The organism is Streptomyces sp. NPDC031210, assembly GCF_055570395.1.
In genome coordinates, this window is record NZ_JBVIHH010000009.1 from 263957 (window position 1) to 285365 (window position 21409).

12 protein-coding genes and 1 pseudogene are annotated in these 21409 nt (G+C 71.6%); 4 read left to right on the top strand and 9 right to left on the bottom strand.

Going from position 1 to position 21409, the window contains the following annotated elements:
- Positions 1–58: 58 nt before the first annotated feature.
- Positions 59–2224 carry a PIG-L family deacetylase gene (locus ACZ45Z_RS19070; RefSeq protein WP_468363403.1) on the bottom strand — a complete coding sequence of 722 codons (2166 nt, stop codon included), beginning with the start codon at positions 2222–2224 and terminating at the stop codon, positions 59–61.
- Positions 2225–2710: 486 nt separating this feature from the next.
- Here ACZ45Z_RS19070 and ACZ45Z_RS19075 point away from each other — a divergent pair, with 486 nt between their 5' ends.
- The 3 genes from ACZ45Z_RS19075 to ACZ45Z_RS19085 all read left to right on the top strand — a co-directional run bounded on the left by ACZ45Z_RS19075 (position 2711) and on the right by ACZ45Z_RS19085 (position 5542).
- Complete coding sequence (locus ACZ45Z_RS19075) at positions 2711–4006, top strand: glycosyltransferase family 4 protein (protein ID WP_468363405.1); 1296 nt, start codon at positions 2711–2713, stop codon at positions 4004–4006.
- 218 nt (positions 4007–4224) lie between these two features.
- Entirely contained in the window at positions 4225–4509 is a 285-nt protein-coding gene (locus ACZ45Z_RS19080; RefSeq protein WP_468363408.1) for a hypothetical protein, read from the top strand.
- Between the two features lie 271 nt (positions 4510–4780).
- Entirely contained in the window at positions 4781–5542 is a 762-nt protein-coding gene (locus ACZ45Z_RS19085) for an ankyrin repeat domain-containing protein (RefSeq protein ID WP_468363411.1), read from the top strand.
- A gap of 102 nt (positions 5543–5644) precedes the next feature.
- On the opposite strand, the gene ACZ45Z_RS19090 is transcribed toward ACZ45Z_RS19085, so the two are convergent.
- The 8 genes and pseudogenes from ACZ45Z_RS19090 to ACZ45Z_RS19125 all read right to left on the bottom strand — a co-directional run.
- Complete coding sequence (locus ACZ45Z_RS19090; RefSeq protein WP_468363414.1) at positions 5645–7333, bottom strand: hypothetical protein; 1689 nt, start codon at positions 7331–7333, stop codon at positions 5645–5647.
- A gap of 30 nt (positions 7334–7363) precedes the next feature.
- A complete protein-coding gene (locus ACZ45Z_RS19095) occupies positions 7364–11776 on the bottom strand; it encodes a hypothetical protein (RefSeq protein ID WP_468363416.1) in 4413 nt (1470 codons plus the stop codon).
- The gene (locus tag ACZ45Z_RS19100; protein ID WP_468363419.1) at positions 11773–14634 is read right to left on the bottom strand and encodes a hypothetical protein; all 2862 of its coding nucleotides are present in this window, start codon (positions 14632–14634) and stop codon (positions 11773–11775) included. The genes ACZ45Z_RS19095 and ACZ45Z_RS19100 overlap by 4 nt, the downstream gene beginning before the upstream one ends.
- Positions 14631–16601 carry a DUF6603 domain-containing protein gene (locus ACZ45Z_RS19105; protein ID WP_468363421.1) on the bottom strand — a complete coding sequence of 657 codons (1971 nt, stop codon included), beginning with the start codon at positions 16599–16601 and terminating at the stop codon, positions 14631–14633. Before ACZ45Z_RS19105 ends, ACZ45Z_RS19100 begins: the two co-directional genes overlap by 4 nt.
- A 1-nt stretch (position 16602) precedes the next feature.
- Complete coding sequence (locus tag ACZ45Z_RS19110) at positions 16603–16887, bottom strand: hypothetical protein (protein WP_468363424.1); 285 nt, start codon at positions 16885–16887, stop codon at positions 16603–16605.
- A 26-nt stretch (positions 16888–16913) separates the two neighbouring features.
- On the bottom strand, positions 16914–18416 hold the full coding sequence (locus ACZ45Z_RS19115) for an esterase/lipase family protein (RefSeq protein ID WP_468363427.1): 1503 nt from the start codon (positions 18414–18416) through the stop codon (positions 16914–16916).
- 441 nt (positions 18417–18857) lie between these two features.
- The gene (locus tag ACZ45Z_RS19120; RefSeq protein ID WP_468363429.1) at positions 18858–19880 is read right to left on the bottom strand and encodes a hypothetical protein; all 1023 of its coding nucleotides are present in this window, start codon (positions 19878–19880) and stop codon (positions 18858–18860) included.
- A gap of 564 nt (positions 19881–20444) precedes the next feature.
- Positions 20445–20822, bottom strand: a pseudogene (locus ACZ45Z_RS19125) (MFS transporter); the annotation flags it as partial.
- Between the two features lie 249 nt (positions 20823–21071).
- Between ACZ45Z_RS19125 and ACZ45Z_RS19130 the strand changes: the two are divergent.
- Positions 21072–21338, top strand: a complete 267-nt coding sequence (locus tag ACZ45Z_RS19130) for a hypothetical protein (protein WP_468363432.1) — start codon at positions 21072–21074, stop codon at positions 21336–21338.
- Positions 21339–21409: the final 71 nt, after the last annotated feature.

The following is a 21409-nucleotide window of genomic DNA, read 5'->3' on the forward strand; positions in this document are numbered from 1 at the left end:
CAAGTCTCATAGACCTTGGGGGTGCGGGAGGACACGGAGGCTGCCGGCGGGCCCCAGGTCAGGGGCCCGTGGAAGGTCTGGGTTGAGCACTCGGATCACCCTTCGAGCCTGGCGCAGGCTGCCCGAGCACTGCCGACTGCCAGGGGGCGAGAAAGGGGCTCCTGTCCGTGGTGTGCGTCCAGTACAGGCGGCCGTCGAGACCGAGTGCTGTCAGTGCGACGTCGCCCGATGCCAGTTGGGTGCTGGAGGGGGCGCCGGCGAGAAGGAAGCCGGTGCGGCTCCACCGCAGCCGGCGCGTTGGCGGAGCGGAGGTGCTCCAGGCCGTCGCCAGGTCTCCGGTGGCAGACCGTGCGGCCAGCAGGAAGTCGCCCCAGCCGGTGCGGTTGACGCTCACCGGACCGTAGCCGTGTGGCCCGCCCAGGTCGGCGACTTCGACCGGTGAGGATTCGTTGCCCGGCCACCGGGGTGGGTGCGGTCGCGCGGACAGGAGTTCGGCTGCGCGAAGCCGAGCGGTCAGTACGTTCCCGGAGCGGGGTTCGCGGAAGTGGACACGGATGCCGTCGCCGTCGCACCGGACGGTCAACGGCAAGGTGGTGGGCGGCAGCCCGGTGGGCAGCGGACCGCGGACGGAGGCGCCCGGCCGGCCCTGGACCCAGGCCAGCACAGAGCGTGGTGTGCTGCACAGGACGTAGGTGCGGGCCGCGTTGTCCCTACCAACGACCGGGTCGCCGTGCACCTCCTCGCCGCCCAGGTATCGCCAGGGCGTCCAACTTCCGCCGGGGAGGCCGGTGCGGGCGGTCAGCTCATGCCTGCTGTCGCGCAGGAACACCGTGATCGTGTTGTCGGCGTTCGCTGAGACCGCGGGGGCACTGATATTCGAGGTGCCGGCATGGTCACACGGCTCTGGGGTGCCCAGCGAATGCCAGGGTCCGAATGCGTGGCCCACGTCCCGCTGTACGGTGAAGCCCACCTCCCTGCGGTAGCCGCCTGGGTGGTTGCTGACAAGGGTGCGGGTGCCGAAGACGGCGATGCGTCCGTCGGGGAGCGTCAACGGACGGACACCCGCATCGATGCCGGTCTCCGGGAGCGACGTGGGCCCGAACCACTCCCCCTCACTCAACACACCGGTGCCACCCACCGTGCGGTGCCAGAACACGATCCGGCCGCTGAGCACGGCGAAGGCCCACACACTGTTGTCCTTGCCGGTCAGCAGCCAGCAGGTGCCGGTGTCGCGGGCGTGGTGGATGCTGTGCGACCAGTGGCGCTTGGGGGCTGCGGCCACGTTTTTGTCGCCGCAGCCCGCCGGGTCCTGACAGGAGTTCCGCGGCCCACCGCTCCAGGAATACGTCTCCATGGTGCGGACCTTGGATTCGCCGGAGGCCGGGTCGAGAGTGCCTGGCAGACCCCCGTTGAAGTAACCGAGGTAGGTCTGGACGGTGAAGTGCGGGCGCTCGTTGGAGGAGGCGTAGCGGGCGAGAGACCGCTGGACGAACCGGGCGCCGTACAAGTGATCCTGGTGGTCGGCGTACTTGTGGTTGCGGTCCAGTCGGCCGGGGGTCGGGTCCTGCATCCGGACCTGAGTCGGCCGGAAGCGCTCCAAGTAGCCGACCAGCGTCTGAATGAGCTGTTCCGCGGTGTAGGAGAAGTCGCGGACGACCAGACCGCCGTACGCGAGCTGGGAGCGGATGCTGCGGGTCCGGCCGTCCCACAGCGCGTGCAGGCTCTGCGGGCGGTGGCCGGTGATGCTGCCGGCCTCGTGAAGCAGCGTCCAGACCAGGTGGATGTGGGGATGCCCCTGGAGCGTGTCGAGCTCGGCGAGGCCGCCGCCCGCTGTGGCGATGGCGGTGCGCCGCCAAGGGCGGGCGGCGTCGCCGGTCACCATCTCGGCGTAGGCGGCGCGGATGCCGTTCTGCCGCGCCTTGGCGTACTTCGCCTTGTCCGGCGCGGGTCGCCACAGTCCGTAGTACGGGCCCGTGTTGGGGCCGTTGACGCCGCCGGCCTCGCCGGACGTCAGATAGACCGAGGCGAGCGGACGGCCGCTGCGCAGTGACTGGCCGACTTCCGGGTTGATGAAGTACAGGTCGTCGTCAGGGTGGGCGACGATCTGCAGGACCGATGCCTCGGTCCTGGGTTGCCTGGCGGCCGCCCAGGAACCCGAGGGCGCCGCCGTGCTCAGAACCGGTGGCCGATGCTTCGGCCTGGTCCGTGAGTCGCGTCGCCCCAAGCCCGCCAGTATCCCCATGGGGATGGTCGCGCCCAGCACCGCGGCGGTGAGTACGTCACGGCGGGACGATGGCTCGCAGCCTCGCACGAGAGGAGACATGAGGCGGTCGGCTTTCTGCGGAGTGCTTGTCGTGTGCCAAGGAACATCGGTTGTAGGTCACTTGGGCAACTGCGCAAGAGGGGGTGTTTCACCTGGGCGGGTCATCGCTGTTCACGCCCAAGGGGCGGACGCCGCATCGTGATGGACGATGCGGCGCACGTCACTGCGACGCGCCGCGCTCGTCAAGGGTGCTTGGCGGCGACGTCACCGATGCGGATCCGTCGGCCCGGGCGCTCGAGCGGTTCGTACGTACTCGGCGACCGCTTCGAGAGTCCCACGGGGCCGTATGGGCGACGGTGCGTTGACGTCCGCCGCTGGAGGGGGAGGAGCCATGCCTGAAGACACCGACCACGCAGTCCGCGGCAGCGGTAGGACCAACGGTGACGCATGCGTATTTCATTCTTGATCCACCACGCCTATGGAATCGGCGGGACCATCCGCACCACGTTCAACCTGGCCAACGGCCTGGTCGAGCGGCACGAAGTCGAGATCGTCTCCGTCTTCCGCTACCGGACGGAACACCAACTCTTCCTCGACCCGCGGGTGCGGCTGCGATACCTCGTGGATCTGCGGAAGAAGAGCGCGTCCCACATGGGCGATCATCCGCTTGTCAAGCGCCCCGCGAAGGTCTTCCCGAGCGAGGACGGCCGCTACCCCCAGTACAGCGAACTGACCGACGAACGGCTCGGCGCCGATCTGGGGGGCTTGGACGCCGACATCGTGATCGGAACCCGACCGGGCCTGAACGTGCACATCGCCCGGCAGGCCCCACGCCGCCTGGTGCGGATCGGTCAGGAGCATCTGACGCTGAACACCCATCCCACGCGGTTGGTGCTCAAAGTGCGCCGGCTGTATCCACGGCTCGACGCGATCACGACGACCACCGAAGCCGATGCCGCCTCCTACCGCCGCAGGCTGTGGCTGCCGGGTGTGCGGATCCAGGCGATGCCCAACAGCGTCCCGCATCCAGGGATCGCGCCCGGCACACTGGATGCCAAGCATGTGGTCGCGGTCGGCCGGCTGGCTCCTGTGAAGCGGTACGGGGACCTGATTTCGGCCTTCGCCAAGGTCCGAGCCGAGCGGCCGGACTGGCGTCTGCGGCTGTACGGCGGGGGGCCGGAGAAGGAGGAGCTGTCACAGCTCGTCAGCCACCTGGATCTCGACGACGCCGTGACGTTGATGGGCTCGGTCGCGCCGGTCGAACCAGAGATGGCCAAGGGCTCCATGCTGGTGGTCTCCTCAACCATGGAGTCCTTCGGCATGACCATCGTCGAGGCGATGAGGGTCGGTCTGCCGGTCGTGAGCACCGACTGCCCACTGGGGCCGGGAGAGATCATCGAGCACGGCGTGGACGGTCTGCTGGTTCCCCCGCGTGATCCCGACGCGCTGGCCGGCGCGATGCTGGAGTTGATCAATGACGACGAGCGCCGTAAGCGTATGGGACGGGCGGCCTTGGAGAAGGGCTGCCGGTATGACACCGCGCAGATCGTCGCGAGGTACGAGGCGGTCTTCCAGGAGTTGCTGGACCGCAACGCGGGCACAAGGGGCCGATTGCGCGGGCTCGGTCACCAGGCGGCTGCGTACGGCGTGCGGGCATGGTATTGGGCCAAGGGTCTGACCAAGGTGGCGGTCCACAGCGCGCTTCGCTCCCGTCGGAGGGAGGGGCAGGGCCGCAGAGCATGATCAAGCCGGGTGAGTGTGCAGAACGCTCGTGATCGCTACACCCAGGTCTTTGTCGCGGTGTGTGTCCTACGGGTGCCGGGCTCGCGTTGACCTGGGAGCACGGTGGCACCGGCATTCCGCCGGACGGCGCAGTAACCGTCGCGGCCGCTCGCTGTCGTCCGCACGCAGTTCTAGCGTCGTACACGTCTGTCTTCTTCACACGTGAAACGAGGAACCACATGGCGATTCTGGTGCTCAATCAGGCCGAGGGCTGGGACCGGGAGCTCTATCAGGCGACCTTCGACCGGGTGATCCCGGACCGTACGAACCCACCCGCCGGGCTCATCGCCCACTTCGGGGCACCCGGCGGTGAGGCGGGCGGCTGGCAGGTCATCGACGTGTGGGAGTCGGAAGACGCGTTCCGGCGCTTCTTGGAGGAGCGGGTCAAGCCGGCCGCACAGGAGCTCGGAGCGCCGCCGTTCGAGTCGAAGGTGGTGGAGGTCTACAACTCTCTGATCCCGTAGCGGCCGTCGGTTGGCTGCCGCCGCCGGCGTTGGGTAGCGCAGCTCCAGTCGGTCCGGCTCCGGTCGTTCGGCACGTACGAGTGTGAGCGCGGCGCCGAGGGACAGGGGGTCGGGCTTGTTGGTGAGTTGCGATCCGTCCGGCGGCGCTGATCTTCCCGGACGGGGCGCCGGAGCGGTGTCAGACTGAAGAGATTCATACAGCTTCGCGTCGTGGGTGGCGGCGACATCGTCCCGCATCCGAGCGGCAGCGTGCACGAAGAGGGGGGCCAGCGTGGCCGAAGCGCTGACTGATCGGCTCATCTGCGCCATACATGAAGAGAGAACGGAACGGGTGGAAAAGCTCCTGCGCAGAGGGGCTTCCCCGTCCGCGGCGAGTGTCGACGGCGAGACTCCGGTGTATCTGGCCGCGGTGTCGGGAGCGGCAGACATCGTGCGACTGCTCCTGGAAGCCGGTGCCTCACCCGACGCGGAGAGCCGGGGAGAGCCCGGGAGCGACGGGCTGCCGCTGTGTGCCGCGGCCTGTTGGGGTCACAGCGCGGTGGTGCGTGAACTGCTCTCCCACGGCGCGGATCCCGATCTCAGAGAGGACGACGGCGCCGGCTACACCGCTTTGCTGTGGGCGGCCACCGGTGGTCACCACGAGACCGTCCGGCTCCTTTTGGAGGCGAACGCCGATCCCGATGCCGGCATCCGCGACCGTACTCCGCTGATGGCCGCGGCCGAGTTCGGAGCGACAGATACTGTGCGGAGCTTGTTGCGCCACGGCGCCGACGCCCACCGCACCGACGGGCAGGGCCGTACGGCTCTGGACCTGGCCCGCGCGTGGTGCGGCAAGGACATCGGGGCGGAGCTGCGCAAGCAGGCGGACGTCGGGCCGGACGACGCGTGCGAGGTCTCCCGCCGGACCGGGCCCGAAGGTACCGAGGTCATCGTGCTCAGCGTCGGCTCGCCGGATTCAGGTGGGGCGTGTTGGGAGAAGGGGACGGGGCACGCTGCCATCGTGGACCTGCTGGTGGAGCACGTGACCCGCTGAGAGCCGCGCGGGCGGCTTGGGCGTCCGACCCGTCGGCGTCCCGTCGTCCGGGCATGCGTCCCAGCCAGGTGGCACGGCGGGATGCCGGCTACGGTGACACGCTCACGGTGGGGGCGGCTGGAGGGTGTCGAAGCGAAGCCCGCTGGCGCCGCCGCCGGTTCCGCTGACCTTGCGTCGGGTGGTCCAGGCGTGGGCGGAGCCGTCGTGCCAGCGGGTGTACTGGCGGCTGCGCTCGACCCGGGCCCCCGAGCGCGGAACCTCCTCCTCGAACAGCCACGGGGTCTCCCGCAGCAGCCTGCCCAGGGGCCGTGCCGGTACGTTCTCGTCGCGGACCAGGCCGGCGAGCCGCAGCCGGACGGACTCCGGGGTGTCCAGCACCTGCGGCACCAGCGGGTACCAGTGCGCGGGGACCTCGGTGGCCAGCAGGTAGCGGTCGGCGGGCGGGTCGCCGGGCTCGACCGGCGGGGCGGGGGCGGCGGCGACCGACCGGGCGTAACGGTCGAGTGCCTCGCCGCCGTGGTCGCCGACCTTCTCCTCGACGGCCCAGGCCAGGTTGGCCGCCTCGTCGCGCAGCAGCAGTACGGACTCCAGCGGCGGGCTCTCCAATCCGCCGGGCAGCGATGCCGGCCGGTAGAACCAAGGGGAGGGAGGCGTGGGCGATCCTTCCCCCGCGCCGCCGCCCATGGCGGCGCCGGCGGAGTCCTCACCCAAGCCGAAGAGGTTCCACTCGGGTTGTTCCAGGGCGGCAGGGGCCAGTGCCGTCTCGCCACCGAAGACGTCCGTCACCGAGCAGCCGACGACCCGGCTGAGGGACCCCACGGCGGTGGGCAGCGGGATGCAGAACCAGTCGTTGCCGTACACGGTGGCGAACGCGACGAGCAGCAGCCGTCCGAGGTCGGCGGGGCTGGCGTCGATCGCGCCGAAGTCGATCCGGGCGTCCTCCATCTCCCAGAAGCGAGAGACGGGCATACCGCCGTAGACCGCCGGGGTCGGGACGATCGTGCGCTGTTCGCGGGTGACCTGCGCCTCGGTGACGGGGATGCGGGCGAGCGGCGCGTCCACCGCCCACCAGTCGAGGTGTCCACCGTGGTACTCCTCGGCCCGCAGCTCCAGGTCGGGCAGGGTGGAGGCGCGCACCGCGAAGGAGTACTCCAGCCGATGGGGGTTCCAGCCCTGCGGCGGTGCCGGCTCGTCGGCGGAGTCCGGCACGCGGGGGTTCCACCACGCCAGCCAGCGGGCGGCGGCGCCGGCCAGCGCCTCCCGGTCGGTGTCGGCGACCTCGAACTGCCTGGCGGCGGCCTCGTCCCGCGCCGCGAGCCGGGCCAGCCAGGGCGCCAGGGCGAGGGGGGCGGGCAGCCGGCCGCGCACGGCGGCGGCGAGCGGGGCCGGGGCGAGCGGGCCGTCAAGGGCACAGGGACAGGCCCGCGTGAACGCGGGCAGCAGTGCGGCGAGACCCGCCGCGGCCAGTTCACGGATCCACCGCAAGCCGGCGGCCAGCACGAGACGGGCGTCCGGGCCGTCAGGTGGTTCCTGCTCGACCAGTGCCTCCAGCACCATGTGCACCGGATCGTACGGTTGCCACTCGGCCTCGCCGTCGCCGCTGCGCCAGTTGTCCAGCAGGTGGCTCTCCTGGGCGAGCGAGACGTGCACCGGCGAGGCGGCGTCGTCGCCGCAGAACTCGCCGAAGGCGTACTGGCGGGCCAGCATGTGCGCGGCGTCCCCGATCCGGGCCGCGAGCGCCTCTTCGACGCCGGTGTCGCGGGGTACCGGCTCGTAGCGGAACATCGTCATGGCGCCTCCTGGCGGCGGTCGCCGCGCCGGTCACGTCAGGCTCTGCGGCGGGGTGGTCCATTGCACGGGCAGCAGTCCGCGCAGTTCGGTGAAGTCGTTCAGGTCCATGCCGCGCACCCGGGCGAGGGCGAAGGTCTCCTCGACAACGGCGTGCACGTCCTCCATGCGCCAGCCGCGCAGGGGGTCGGGCGGCAGCGCGAGCAGCAGGGCCTGCGGGGCGCGGGCGTCCGGCTGGTTGTAGTGGAAGGCCAGGCCCCCCATCTCCTCCTTGGCCGGGCGGGCCCCGTCGTCGCCGGGTCCGGCGGGGGCTTCGGCCGCGGGTTCGGGGACTGTTTCGCTCCAGGAGTCCACCAGCATCCCGGCGACCCGGTCCGGGTCCGGAGCGCCGTCCGTACGCAGCAGGGCGCTGTGGCGGGCGGCAGGGCCGGTCCGGGACGGCACGGGGGCCCGGCCGAGCGCGATCCACGGCTGGTCGGTGGGCAGTTGGGTGACGGCCGCATCGCAGGGCGGTGTGCCGGCCAGCACCTCGGCGGCGGTCAAGGCGTCGGTCAGGGAACGGACGGCGGGCCGGACCCGTTCCATCTCCAGCAGCCAGTCGGTGACCTCCTCCTCGCCCGCGCCCTCCGGCCGCGGAGCGGTGAGCGCGTCGCCGGCCGGCGTGCCGGCCAGTCGCAACTCGGGGAGCACCGGCAGCGTTCCGGCGAGCGCGGAGGACACCGCGGCGCCGAGCGCGGTCACCCACTCCAGCACCTGGGTGGGTTCCTGTGGCGGCGGGCCGGGCAGCGGGGCGAGCGGTGCGGCGCCGAAGCGGTCGAGGACCGCACCGGCCTGTTCACGCAGCGCCGCGATGCCGGCCTCGTCCGTCGGCGGGCCGAGGCTGTAGGCGGAGGCCACTCCGAGGTCCGCGAGCGAGTCCAGGGTCTGGGAGACGGCGTCCGCCAGGTCGGGCAGGACCTTCACCTGTTCGACCAGGGTCGCCATCGCGGTGGTCACCGCGGCGTGCCAGGCCGCGACTCGCTCGGCGAGCCCGGCCAGGTCGGCGCCCGCCCAGTCGTCGCCCTCGTCCTGATCGAGGTGGGAGGTGAGCAGCGGCCGGGCCGAGGACAGGACGCCCGCCAGCGCGTTGCACAGCAGCCGCAGTTCGGCGAAGCGGGCGGCGCCGGCCTCGGTGACAGCCGGGGCGGACGCACCTGCGGCGCGGGCGGCGGCGTGCCGCAGCAGGCGGCGGGCCAGCGCGGTGTCCTGCCGGGCGGGGTCGGTGTCCCCGGCGCCGGGCGGACCGGCGCCGAGCACCACGTCGAGGGCGCAGACGCCGAGGTCGGCCAGGGTGAGGGGCGCCGCGAGGTCGCCGAAGTCGAAGCGCCAGCCGGACGGGTCGCCCAGGCGCGCCTCGCACCAGCGCTCAAGGGCCGGTTCGAGGGCGGCGAGCGGGCGGGAGCGGTCCCAGCCGGGGATGTCCTGGGTCGGTGCCAGCACGCCCAGGCGGTAGGTCAGCGCGAGGGCGGTCCGCGGTGTGCGAATCACTTCGAAGTCCTGCGGGAGGTGGTCGCCGCGGGCGATCCCGTCGGCAGCGGCGGCGGCGCGCAGCGGACTGCCGGCCACCAAGTGGTGCACGCTCTCGGCCAGCAGCAGGTCGCCGACCGCGTCGACGGTGGCCTCCAGGTCGGCCACCAGCGGGGTGGCCGTCTCGAGCAGCGGCACGGCGTCGGCCGGGAGGTCGGCGATGATGTCCTGGAGCTGGCGGCCGTGGGCGAGCCAGTCGTCGAGCAGGGCCTGGCCGTCGACCACGTCCCGGGCGGCGAGCGCGGTGCGGGCCTGGTCGCTGTCGGGAGCGCCGGGGTCGACCAGGTGGGGGGTCGGGTAGCTGGTACGGAACGGTGCGATGAGCCGGTCCAGTCCGGCGTCGTGCAGGGCGCGTTCGAGACGGTAGCCGAGCAGCGCGCCGAGGCTCTGGCCGGAACGGATGCCGTCGACGACGGCGAGCGCCCGGCGGACCCGGGCCGCGGTGAGATTGATGCCGAAAGCCTGGCGGTCGGTGTGGCTGAGCCAGCCGGACCGCAACACGGCGGCGGTGGTGGCGTGGTGCAGCGACGGGGCGAGGAGGTAACCGTCGTTGGTCTGCGGCTCGGAGGTGCCGTCGTCCGGCGGCTCCGGCGGCTCCGGCGGCTCGTCGGGGAGGGGTTCCGGCGGGGGCAGCGACCGCGGGCCCGGGTGGAGATCGGTCAGCCAGCCGTAGGCGCCGAGGTGGGTGCCGTCCGGTCGGGCGCGGCGGGTTTTGGCCAGGCGGGCGGAGGCGACGGAGGTCATCCAGGCGTCCAGCCGGTGAGTCTGGGTGTCCAACACCTCGCAGAGCAGGCGCTCGGCGCGGGGCAGGTCGCCGCCGGCCCGGTCCTCGACCTCCGCGAGCTGCTCGAAGGCCAGGCACGCCCAGTCGTAGACCTGGGGGACGAAACCGGGCGCCGCGCTCAGGTCGCCGCCGTCCAGCCGGATGCCGCCCTGCGGCGCGCCGCCGTTGGCGAGCTGACGGCGCATCCACTCACGGTGCATGTACATCACGTTGGCGGCGTAGTGGTAGAAGAAGCCGATCCGGCCGGTGCCGATTCCCTGGAAGGACGGGTTGAGTTCCAGCAGGCGGGCCAGGAGTTCCTGGGGAATCCCCTGGTTGGCGAACATCAGAGGCACGGCGTCCTGCCAGAAGGACCACAGTGTCCGCGCCGGCCTGGCCTCGGCGAGCCGCCGGATTTCCGGGGTCGGCTCCTGGTCGAGCTGGAACTCCAGCGGCGGCGACCCTTCCAGGTCGGGCGGTTCCGCCCAGGTGAAGCCGCTGCGGTGCGGGACAGATCCGGTGGGGGTGTCGGGCGGCGGCAGGAACGGCGGGTCGTTGGGCGTCTGGAGGACGAAGCGCAACCGCTTGGAGGACGGCAGACGGTGCAGCAGGTCGTTGATCACCTGGTCCGCGTCCCCGCCCGCGCCCACCCCCGGTGAGCGGAAGGCCTGCGACTCGACGAGCGTCCGGAAGCCGGAGATGTGGTTGAGGATGCGCAGGTCGACCTCGGTACCGTGCCACAGGTCGAGCGAGGTGGTGGGCAGCAGACCGTACGGCTGGCGGCCCACCCTCAGGGTCGGCAACTGGCCCCGGGCGCGCACGTGCCGGATGTAGTGGGAGACCAGGAACTTCAGGTCGGGGTGAGCGGTGCCGTCGAAGTTCTTCCAGTTGGTGGAGGTGGCGGCGAACGCACCGGCCGCGGCGTGCAGGCGCAGCAGCAGCTCGTGGTCGTCCTCGTCGAGCCCGTCGGCGACCTCGGCGAGCACCGCCCCGGCGCCCGGCCCGAGGGCGGCCGCGGCCCGGGCCGCGGCCTGTGTGCTGCCGGCGGCGAAGGCGGCCCGCTGTTCGGCGGTGCGCTCCGGTGCGGGCGGCGCGGTGCGCGGGCGCCAGGCCGAGCGGGTGGCGGTGGTGTTGTTGGTGGGGGTACCGGTGGGCAGCACCGCGAGGCCGTCGGTGCAGCGGTGTGCCTCCAGCAGGTTGCCGAGCAGTTCCGCGGTGTGCGCCGAGGAACCGCCGCGTACGCCGGTGACGGTGACCAACGTGAAGTCGGTGCGCAGCCCGGACAGCGGCACACGGACTCCCATGCCGACCCGGACGGCCTCGTCGAAGTCCGTGAGCCAGCGGGGCGGCACCGGTGCCTCGGGGCTCGGCCCGACGTCCAGTAGGTCGGCGATCGGCTCGCCCTCCTGGCGCCAGACCAGCCCGAGTTGTCCGTCGCCGGGGGTCTCGTAGCCGGAGAAGACCAGCCGGTCCGGCAGGGAGTAGCTGTGTGCGGCCCGGGTCCAGGTGCCCTCGCGCCGCGGTGGCTCGGCGGCCCACGGCCGCGGGTCCGGTGGGGCGGCGTCGGGCGGGGTCTCGTTCGCCGGCGGCTCATCGGCCGGGTGGAGCGCCTTGACGGCCCAGGCGGCGCGTCCGGCTCCGACGGCGGCGGTCAGGCGGTTCCAGGCCGCGGCCCGACGCTCGGCATTCGGCCCGGCGGCCCAGACCTCGCGCCAGTAGGTCTCGGTGGCAGTGCGTTCCGCGGGGGTGAGGGCGCGCTCGTGGGAGTCGACGTGGATCTCGTCGGGGAAGGCACGGATCCACAGGTGCGGCTCGGGGCCGTCGAGTCCGCGGTAGACCGTCTCCAGGCGCAGCGGCAGCAGGAGCAGCGGGTCAAAGCCGCCGTCGGACCACAGCGGCGGTTCGGCGGCGGCCAGTTCGCGGTACGCCTCGCGAGCCTGCTGGTAGCGGGTCGCGGCGGCGTCGGCCTCTTGGCGGGCGTTGAGGAGCTCGGCTTCCAGGCCGGGCTCACCGGCGAGGATCCGCTTGTCGTAGCCGGCCAGTGTGGACCGGGACCAGTCCAAGCCGATCCGGGCGTCGCTGATCTCGCGGTGGGCGCGGGCGGTTTCCTCGATCACCGGGGGGCTCCCATCAGGCTGCGGGCGGAGCGGAGCAGGCGGAACGGCCGCTGGAGGGTGACCCGGGCCACGTCGGCCGAGTTCCACGCCCGCCCGATGGTCTGGGGGTTGGCGCGCTCCTCCTCCGGCTCGGGCTGCGGCATCCGACCGAGCGAGGCGAACCGGCCGGCCTGGACGCGCTCCCAATTGAGGTCGTCCCAGGTCCGCATGCCCCCGCCGGTGCCGGGCGCGGTGTCGTAACCGAAGCGCAGGCGCCGGCCGTTCTCGGCCAGCACGATCCACCAGTCGTGGATCTTCTCGCCGGCGGGCAGCTCGAAGGCGTACGCACAGGTCCGCTCGTCCAGGCTGAGGACCATGCGGGGGGTCACCCAGGTCTCCGGGGCGAGGTCGGGCTTGCGGACCGATGCGGCCGGTACGGCGGCCACCACCAGGCCGGGATAGCGGTGTACGAGGCGTCCGCGGATCAGCAGGACGTCCAGGCCGCCCGCGTCGAGGGTGAGGTGGCTGCCCAGCGCGCCGTCTTGGTCCCAGCCGTGCACCGGCGGGATGTCGGCGAGGCCGTCCGGGCGCGGCCAGAAGTGGGTGAACGGGCTGCCGCGGAGATCCGTGGGGTACTCGCGCCAGCGCATCTCACGGTTCAGCTCGTCGTTGGCGCCGACCATGAACGCGGAGATGAACGGCGCGTTGGCCGTGAGCAGCACCGCCCGATCGTCGGGGATCGCGGCGGAGCCGGGCAGGAACCAGTCAGGGGCGCTCTCCTTCAAGGCGAGCGCCATCGGGGCCGGGAATTCGGGGCCGACCATCACAGGGTCGACGGTGGTCTCGGGCAGAGCGACCAGGGACTGGGCCGGCACGGTGACGGCGTCCGCGAGCCGGGCCGCGAGCAGCGGACCGGGATCGAGCGCCCGGACCAGCCGCTCGCCCATACCGTCGGGGTCGACGGGCACGCCGAATTCGAGCAGTCGGCTGCCGGCGTCGTCGCCCATCGTGTCCTGCCCGATCAGCATCGTGTCGGGCTCGGGCAGCACCATGGCGAAGCCCTCCGGCGGGGCGGCCAGCGCGGCGGCGAGTTCGGCGACGAGCGGGGCCACCGACTCGGCGTCGAACAGTTGCTCTGCCGCGAGCAGACCGGCCGCGTCCATGCCGCCCGCGGCGAATCCGGCCACACCCCCGGCCATCCGGCTCACGGCGGGGGCGAGCACCGCGGTGAGCGCCTCGCCCTGCGCCGTGAAGCCGTTGGCGAGGGCGGCCGGGGCCAGCGCGGCCAGCGTCCGCAGCATTCCGGTGGTCCGCGCGGTGTCCGAGGAGCGCAGTGCGCCGCCCACCCGGGCCGCCAGCGGGTCGCTCTCCTCCCCCACCACAGCCTGCGACATCACCGGCTTGGTCACCATCGGCACCGGCAGCGGGGGCAGCAGCCCGCCACTGAGGCTGCGCCGGGCAAAGCCGGCGCCGTCCAGCCCGGCGCGACGGGCCACCGGTCCGCGGCGGCGCAGCAACCGCTGGAGTGCGGGGGTGGCGAGGGCGGTGGGGGCGGGGCTGACCGCGACCTCGGTCTGCAACGGCAGTCCGCTCTCGGTGCGGACCCGGTCGCGAACCGGCGCGGCCAGCCCGATGAGTTCGCCGGGGGCGAGGGTCTGCAGGTCGCGGCGGTGCAGGGAACCGCTGACCTCGGTGCAGAACGCGGTCTGCAGGCGCTTGCGGTTGGCCTCTCGGACGGCGCCGACCTGTTCCCAGGCCCTGGCCATGAGGAACTCCTGGTTGTCCCGTACCCACCCGGCCCCCAGCGCGGCCGCGATCCGGTTCTCCGGGTCCAGGTTGAGGTCGGCCGGCCAGCCGCTCTCATCCGCCTCGATCGTGTCGCGGGCCACCGGGTGGCCGCCGTACAGGGGCGGTGCCAGCGCCTCCTCGGTGCCGCGGCTGATGTGCGCGGCGACCCGGCCGGCGAAGTCCGCGAGGGCGGCCTCGGTGGCGGTGCCGGGCGGCGGTGCGAACAGCGTCAGAACGCCCTGGACGGTGATGGTCTGCCGGCCGCCGGCGGGGTCGCCGGAGGCGAGCGGTTCGCCGTGTGGCCAGGGCCGGGTGATGTCGACGGTCCGCCCGCCCAGCAGCCCGAACTCGGTGTCGCGCAGCGGGACCACGGCGGTCGCCAACTGCTCGAAGTCGCCTTCGGCGCCGGTGCGGAACCCCCAGTGGTGGTAGACCGGGAGCCGGAAGACGTCCTGGCCCGGGAACGGCCAGGCGTCGCCGTGCTGGTCGATGTCGGTGAGGCCGCCGCTCAGCCCGGCGGCCCGGCCGCCCTGGAAGGCGGGCACCAGGCAGGCCAGGTAGTCGGTGTCGGGCGCGAGCCTGCGGGGGCACAGCAACCGCGAGATGAGCGGTGCGCGCTGCCCGGCGGGCCGTTGCAGGTGCGCCCACTGCCAGGACTCCTCCAGCGGTGGCAGGAGGGCGAGTTCGACGTCGATGAAGGGCAGCGGGTGCCCGGCCTGGACGCTGTGGTCGGCGCGTTCGACCACGATCAGCACCAGCCAGGGGCGCAGCCGGCCGTCGGCGGCCCGGGCCGGGGTGAACAGCCAGGGCAGCTCGGGCGCGTCGAACTCCACACAGGCCAGGTAGTTGGGCTCGACGTCCACGCTGCCGGGGGCCGGCTCCACGCGCACGATGTGCCGGGTGTCCAGGCCCACGACCCCTTCCGGGCCGAGCATCCGCAGGCCGGAGGGCTCGACGGGCAGCGTCCGTCCCGGCCCGGAGAGGACCAGCTTCGGTGCCAGGTCGGCAGGCAGGTTCGGGGTGGTGCCGCGGATCGCCGCACCGATCGAGCTCTGCACGTACGGGGCGAACTCCAGGTCGTCGTCACTCACCGCGGCCGCACCTCCCACGCCTCGACCACGCGCAGTCCCGAGCGGCCGGCCAGCGCCCTGCGCAGCTCCGCTCCGGGCACCTGACCGTCGGCGCCCGCGGCGGGGGCGAACCCGGCGACGGGGGCCGCGAGTTGGGCCATCGACCAGGTGGACACCGCCATGACGGGTTGTTCCGCGGCCACCCGCACGGTCGCCCGGGCGGCCGGCCACCAGTGGGCGTCGCGGATCGAGCCGGCGGCCGCCACGAGCTCGGCATCCGTGTGTGCCCGGGCCCGGCGAAGCGACTTGATGGGCCGCATCGGCACCGGGTCCTGGACGACCTTGGTCTCCCACCCCAGGCGGGTGGCGACGAAGGCGGTCTCGTCGGGACCGGAGGTGTCGGAAACGTACTGAATGCCCGAGCGGTAGGACTCGAAGGACGGGCTGCTCAACTGCTCCTCTTCGGTCAGGTCCAGGAACTGGCCCGGAGCGAAGGTGTCCCGGACGGCCCCACCGCGGGCGTTGTCCTCTCCGAGCGTGGCCGCGGCGACATCCCAGCGCTGCGGCGGGTCGACCACACGGTGTCCGAAGCGCTGGACGTCCACGCCGAACGGCAGCACGTGCTGCCGGGCCGCCAACCGGCCGTGCGGGTGGACCCGCTCCCCCGCGGCGAGCTTGGCGTTGGCCGACGGCGACAGCCGCACCGGCGACCGCTCCGCGCCCGACGGCGGCAGCACGCTCCACGCCGACCGCTGCGCGAACGCCTTGCTCAGCTCGCCACCGAGGTCAACGGGTGCCGCGGGGAGCGGGGGCGGCGGGCTGCCCCAGCGCTCGTCGAAGGAGAACGAGGCGCTGAACAGGAAGAGATCGATGCTGCCGCGCCCGGCCGCGCGCCAGGGGGCGGGGCCCTCCAGCGTCAGATCGAAGGCGATGCCCAGCAGCGTCTCGCCGAACACCTCCACCGACAACGACCCACGCAGGTTGGCGGTGAAAGACATCGACGGCTGGAAGTGGATCAGTACGTCGAGGCCGAACTGGCCGCGCAGTCCGCAGTCCGCGACCTCGGCGACCAAGAACAACTGCGCACCGAACTGGACGGTGTTGCTGGTCACCGCGAAATAGGCTTGGCAGCGCAATTGGAGCCATGGCACCGGCGAGAGGTTCATCGCCAGGCGGCGCAGCGCGGGCACCCCGCGCGGGACGGGGAACGCCGGGTGGAAACCGCCGGCGCTGAGCACGAACACCGGGTCGCTCCCGCCGCGGCTGAGCACCAGCACGTCGCCGTCCAGCGGAATGCCCGCCATCCGCGAGCCGGTCAAGCTCGCCATCAAAAACACGCTCGGCTCGGCGCTGTCGTACTGCCCCGCGAACGTCGCCTTCAGCTCGATGAGCGGTACCGCCGGATCCGGCACCATCACCCGCAGCACACCCAGGACCGACAACCGCACGGGATCCGGCAGCTCGGCTACCACCGCGGCCGACAGACTCACCATCCGCCCGCCCCAGGAGATCCGGAACATCGGACCTACCACGAGGCGCCCCGGCGCGGTGGGGAACAGCGTCGCCAGCCGCGGGATGACCCGCAGCGCCGCCTTCACCGGGTCGGGAGGGAAAAGCAGCTCGCCCGCCGTACCGTCCGCGATGCAGGCGATCAGCGTGTCCCGGTCGACCCGCTTGTTCACCCCCACCACGCCGCCGACGCCGCTCACCGCGAAGCCGAGGCCGATCTGCAGCCCCGGGTCGGGGAACGTGGCGCCCATCAGCACGATGAAGGCGGGGCCGCCGGGCTGATTCAGCGAGACCTGCCCGAAGGCGGTCACCGTCGTGACCGGCATCGCCGCGCTGAGCACCCCCGACAGCTCGGTGAGGCCCTTGCGGTCGAGCTGCCCGCGCAGCCGCACCGGCGGCAGCGGAAGGTCGATCTCCAGCTTCTCGGGGAGGTTCTGGTTCGCCAGTTGTCCCAGGTCCAGTCCCGGCAGACCACTCATGTCACACCTCACCCTTGTCGGCCGTGGGCGGCAGCTTGCCGTCCAGCGGCAGCAGGTCCCGGAAATCGTGGTCGCCGGCGGGCTCGTAGCGCACCAGCGCCACGAAGTGCGGTACCCGGCTCGGCCGCGCCGGGATCGCCTCCCGGGCGGCCGCGGCCGGCGTCGGCGGCCGCTCCTCGGGCGAACTGATCGCGGCGGCGTACCCCGCGTGCCGGCCCTTGGCCGAGTCGGACGGCCCGGATCCGCCGTCGGCATCGAAGGGGAGGGGGCTGCTGCTCCGCGGCATGGTGGCTCCTGGGGTCGTCGGTCCGGTCAGTGCCACGGGGTGACCGTGAGGGCGATGTGGGCGCCCGTGCCCAGGACCGGGCTGATGCTCTGCGGCAACGGGATCTCGGCGCGCCAACGCCCGGCGGCGGGGTCCATGTCGCCCAGCGGCGGGCCGCTCGGCGTGTAGTCCCGGATGGCACCCGGGACGGCGGTGTTCCATACGGCCCACATGCCCGGGGCGGCCGGGTCGGTGCTGACGTCGACGATCAGGATGTCGTCCAGGTCGGCCGCCTGCTCCAGGTGGTCGCCGAAGTTGAGGAAGCCGTCGCGACGGCGCAGCGACAGGACCCGCAGGTGCAGGGCGTGGCGCATCGGACCGGCGCCCTCGTTCGGGGCCAGTCTGCTGCACAGGAAAGTGGTCATCAGGGCGACGTCCGGCTCGGCGCCGCCGTCCGCCCGGGTGCGCGGCAGTTGGACGGGGCACCAATGGGCGGCCACCTGCTCGTGCATCACGATCGGCAGGCCGCGCACCGACAGCCGCACCTCGGCCTGCCAGTCCACCCCGTCGTCGTCCGGCAGCCGGTGCCCGGCGAGCGTCGCGTCCACCCGCAGGTCACCGAAGAGGAAGCGGCGCAGGTTCTGGTACCCCTCCTCGGAGTTGACCAGCCCGTAGGTGCCGCTGTGGGAGCGGTGGACGTACGCGCGGTGGGCACCGGGGACATAGGCGTTCTCGATCTGCACCAGCCCGTCGCTGCGGGCTCCCACCACCGCCGCCGACAGGCCGAACGCGACGTCGTAGTCGGCCGGGTTGGTGCCGACCAGGCAGAACACGCGCTCCGGGGGAAAGCCGTCCGGCATGAGCCGGGCGTCCCAGTCGTCGGACGGGCCGTCCGGATCCTGGCGGTCGGCCGGGGTCAGGTACTCGTACATCCGCCGCGGACCGAAGATGTCGGCGCCGTTCACGCCGGTCGCGTCACGCAGCCGCTCCAGCAGCCCCAGGCCCCGTTCGAAGGTGATGCCGCCGTGCGGGGTGCCGTAGGTGAACAGCTTGTCCACGTAGTTCGTCGGGTCCTCACCGCGCTCGGGCAGGACCTTCTGCAGCAGGCAGCGGCAGATCAGGCCGCCCATCGAGTGCGCCACCAGGTGCACCCGCGGTGCGTCGGCCTTCCGGCGGACCTTCTCGATCAGCTCCAGCAGACCGGCGGCGGCGTCCTCCAGCCGGTACTCCTTCGGGCTCTCACCCCAACTGCTCGCGGACGCGTCATAGAAGCGGTGCACCCAGACGGTGTTGGGCGGGACCTTCTCATGGGAGTCGAGGTATGCCTCCTGGCCGCCCTGGACGCGGATCTCATACCCCTCATCGAGGAGCAGCCGCAACAGCGGGCTCTCGAACTGGTAGAAGCTCGGCCTGTTTCCCGCGCTGACGCGGATGTGCGTCGACCCCTCGTTGAAACCGTAGAACGGGTCCACCACGGCCTTGTCGATCCCGCGGGTGTCGCCGGCGAAACCCCGCACGTACACGATCGGGAGCATCTCCTGAGCAGGCATCGTCGCCTCCGGAACTCAGCACTCCCCGACGTCCGGTAGGCAGGCGCCCGGGTGGTCGATAAGGATGTTCAAGAAGTAACCGCCGAAAGCGGGAAAGCGCGACCCGCCAGCCATGACGGCCCCTCTCATCAAAGCCCGGCCCGACGAGTCGGGCGCGGCTTCGGCAGAGCAGGTTTCGCTACGCATTCCACTCTATGCCCGCCACACAGACTTGGCCAACCGGGGTTGTACGGCCGGGAATTGTCACCGCAGCGTGCTCGCACGGAATTGTCACCGCCGCGGTGCTGCGGAAAGCGCTTCCGCAAGGCGCTTCCGCAAGGCCGTCGGAACGCGGAGACAACGCCGCCATTCCGTCAGTTCACTCCCCGCAAGGCCGGCCGACCGAGGAGAAACTCATGGCACCAGCCGGCAAGACCGAGGCGCCACCATGCCGGCTCCTCATCACCCACTCGACATCGCGATACCCAGATTCTGCTCGACGACGCCTATGGGGGTCACCACCGCGAAACGCGCGGGGCCAAGGGACCCGTCGTTGTCGACATATCCGCTGCCGTGGAGCAGTCCGACGATGTTGTTATCGCCGTCCAGGACCACGGAGCCGGAATCACCCTGGTCCGAGAAGAAGATCGACTGCGGGAAATCGACCTTCACCTGGAACTGGCCGGTCAGTTGGCGCATGAGCGTGGGCTGCCCGGTACCGGGATTGTTCACCGGCGGGAGGTGCGTGCACGTGGACATGTAGATGCCGCGCGCCGAGGGGTGGCTGTTGTCGGTGGTGACGATGCCGAAGGTAAGACCGGTGGTCCTCCCGCGCTTACGTACCAGCATTCCGGGGAATTCCGACGCCGTCCCGGCGACCGCGCCGATGTCGAGGATCTCCGCGGCCGCGTCCAGTTCGATCGAGCAGATCGCCGCATCGGCCGTGCCGGAGAAGACGCTTTCCGGGTAATCCCAACTGACAAGGCTGCCTATCCGGTCGCCCGGGAACCGGCCGAGGACGCCCGGCTCCGGCTGGATGATGTCTTGGCCGAAGTTGCGGTTGGCGTCGACCGCGAGGACATGGTGGTTGGACAGCCCCACCGTGATGGGGGTGGGGGTTCGCGTGCTCTGCCCGATGGCACCGAGCGTCCCGGCGGGGAAACCTGACGGGCTGGTGGCGAAGCGGGCGGCGCCGACCGAGGTCCCCCCGGCCACCGGTCGGTGCGGGTCGATGTCCGGAAGCGTGGCCGTAGGCTCGAACCTCCGTTGCAGGACGACCGCCGGGACGGGCGACAGCCCGAGCATGTCGTTGATTTCCTGGGGTATTTGGGAGGCGTCCTGAACGAAAACGCGGACCGCCAGGTCGTCGGGGTCGAGGGATTCCTCGTCACGCATGCCTATGTCGAGGCCCGTCACTCCGTCCAGGTTGAATATCACCGCCTCAAGGGACGCTTTGACGGCGATCATGTCGTCGGATGCAGGCATGGCGCCCTCCCGCTGTGCGGGCTTACGAGGCATCCCTTTTTCCAGTCTGCCAGGGTCCGCAACAACGCACTACTGGAAGCGGTGGCCTAGACGGTGCCCGGCCTCACCGTTCACGAGGAGCCTCGAAACGCCCAATGAATCACACCTGGCCAGAGAGAGGGGGAGCGTCCAGCGAGACAGACGCACTGTTCCCCACTGCCACCAGACAGCGGGTCCCCTTTACTTGATGCCTCCACTATCCACGGAAGAAATTGAGGCGTCTACTAAAAGGGCGAGGGGGCGGCAACGTGTAGCAGCCGGTGGCAGAGCTCCTTGGGTCCGGTGGTGGCGAGTTCGCCGTCCAAGCGGCGGGGAGTTCGCCGCCCAACCGTCCAACAAGAGCACGCGTGCCCAGGCGAGGCGGAAGCCGGCGGACCCGACCGTCCCCCAAATACCAGCGACAACGTGGAACTTGGGAAACCGCGGGACAGGCAGTGCTGGGTCCAACGAAGGCCGCGAGTTTGGTCAGCGGGGATCGCGCGCGGGAGAGAGTTCGGCACCCGTGTCGTCTCCGGTCTGCCGCGAGCGCAGACCGCCGGAGGCGACGACGGCGGTGACCATGAGCGGCGCGGCGGCGAAGCCGCGATTGCCGCCGCGGGAGAACCAGCCCATCGCGGTGTGGTCGCCCTCGCTGACGAGCCGCGCAACGCGGGCGGACTCGGGATAGTAGGCGGCGACGCCGACGCCGGACACCGCCACGAACACCAGCGTCAGAGCGTAGGAACCACTCAGGCCGCTCAGGCCGATACCCAGTCCGCCGAGGACCGTACTCACCGGCAGGAGCCAGGGCATCGCCCAGCGGTCGGTGAGCGCGCCGAACACCGGTTGCGCCACCGAGGAGAGCAACGACGCGGCGAGCACGATGCCTGAAACCGCGGCGTAGCTGTAGGCGCGCTCGGCGACTCAGATCCTGGCGCCCTTCCAAACCGGTTGGTTACGGCAGGCGATTTCCCGAGGCCGGTAAAGGGGGTCAGTAGCGGGCTCCTGTCGACTGCTCAACGGGCCAGGCGCGCTTCCAGCCGATGGGGTGGATACGCCAGGCCACGGGCATACCCCACCCCGACCCCGGGGATCGGTTGTGACGTCGTCGAACATCGTCGGTGCCACCCCACAAGCCGACACGGCGGTGGGCTCAGGAAAACAGGAGACTCCATGCTGGAAGACGTGGGCAAAGAGATGCTGCAACCATTTCTGGACCTGCTCAGCCCAGAGAACAAGGCCAAGGTGCAGGGATTGCCGCTGAGCAAGCAACAAGACCTCGCGTCGAGATGGGTCTCAGGAGAGGGGACGCTCGGTGAGGAAGCCACACAGCATGGGGACGTGGCAAAGAGCGACGTGGGGAGCGTAATTGGCGGCGGCTTCTTGGAGGCAGAAGCCGCCAAGAAGGCCCGAGCCAATAACCTCGTCGAGGACATCTAGGCCGCCAGAGACCCGCGGCGGCTACCGCATCCGGCATCGGGGAACATCGGTACAGTCGTTGGTGCTGAGAA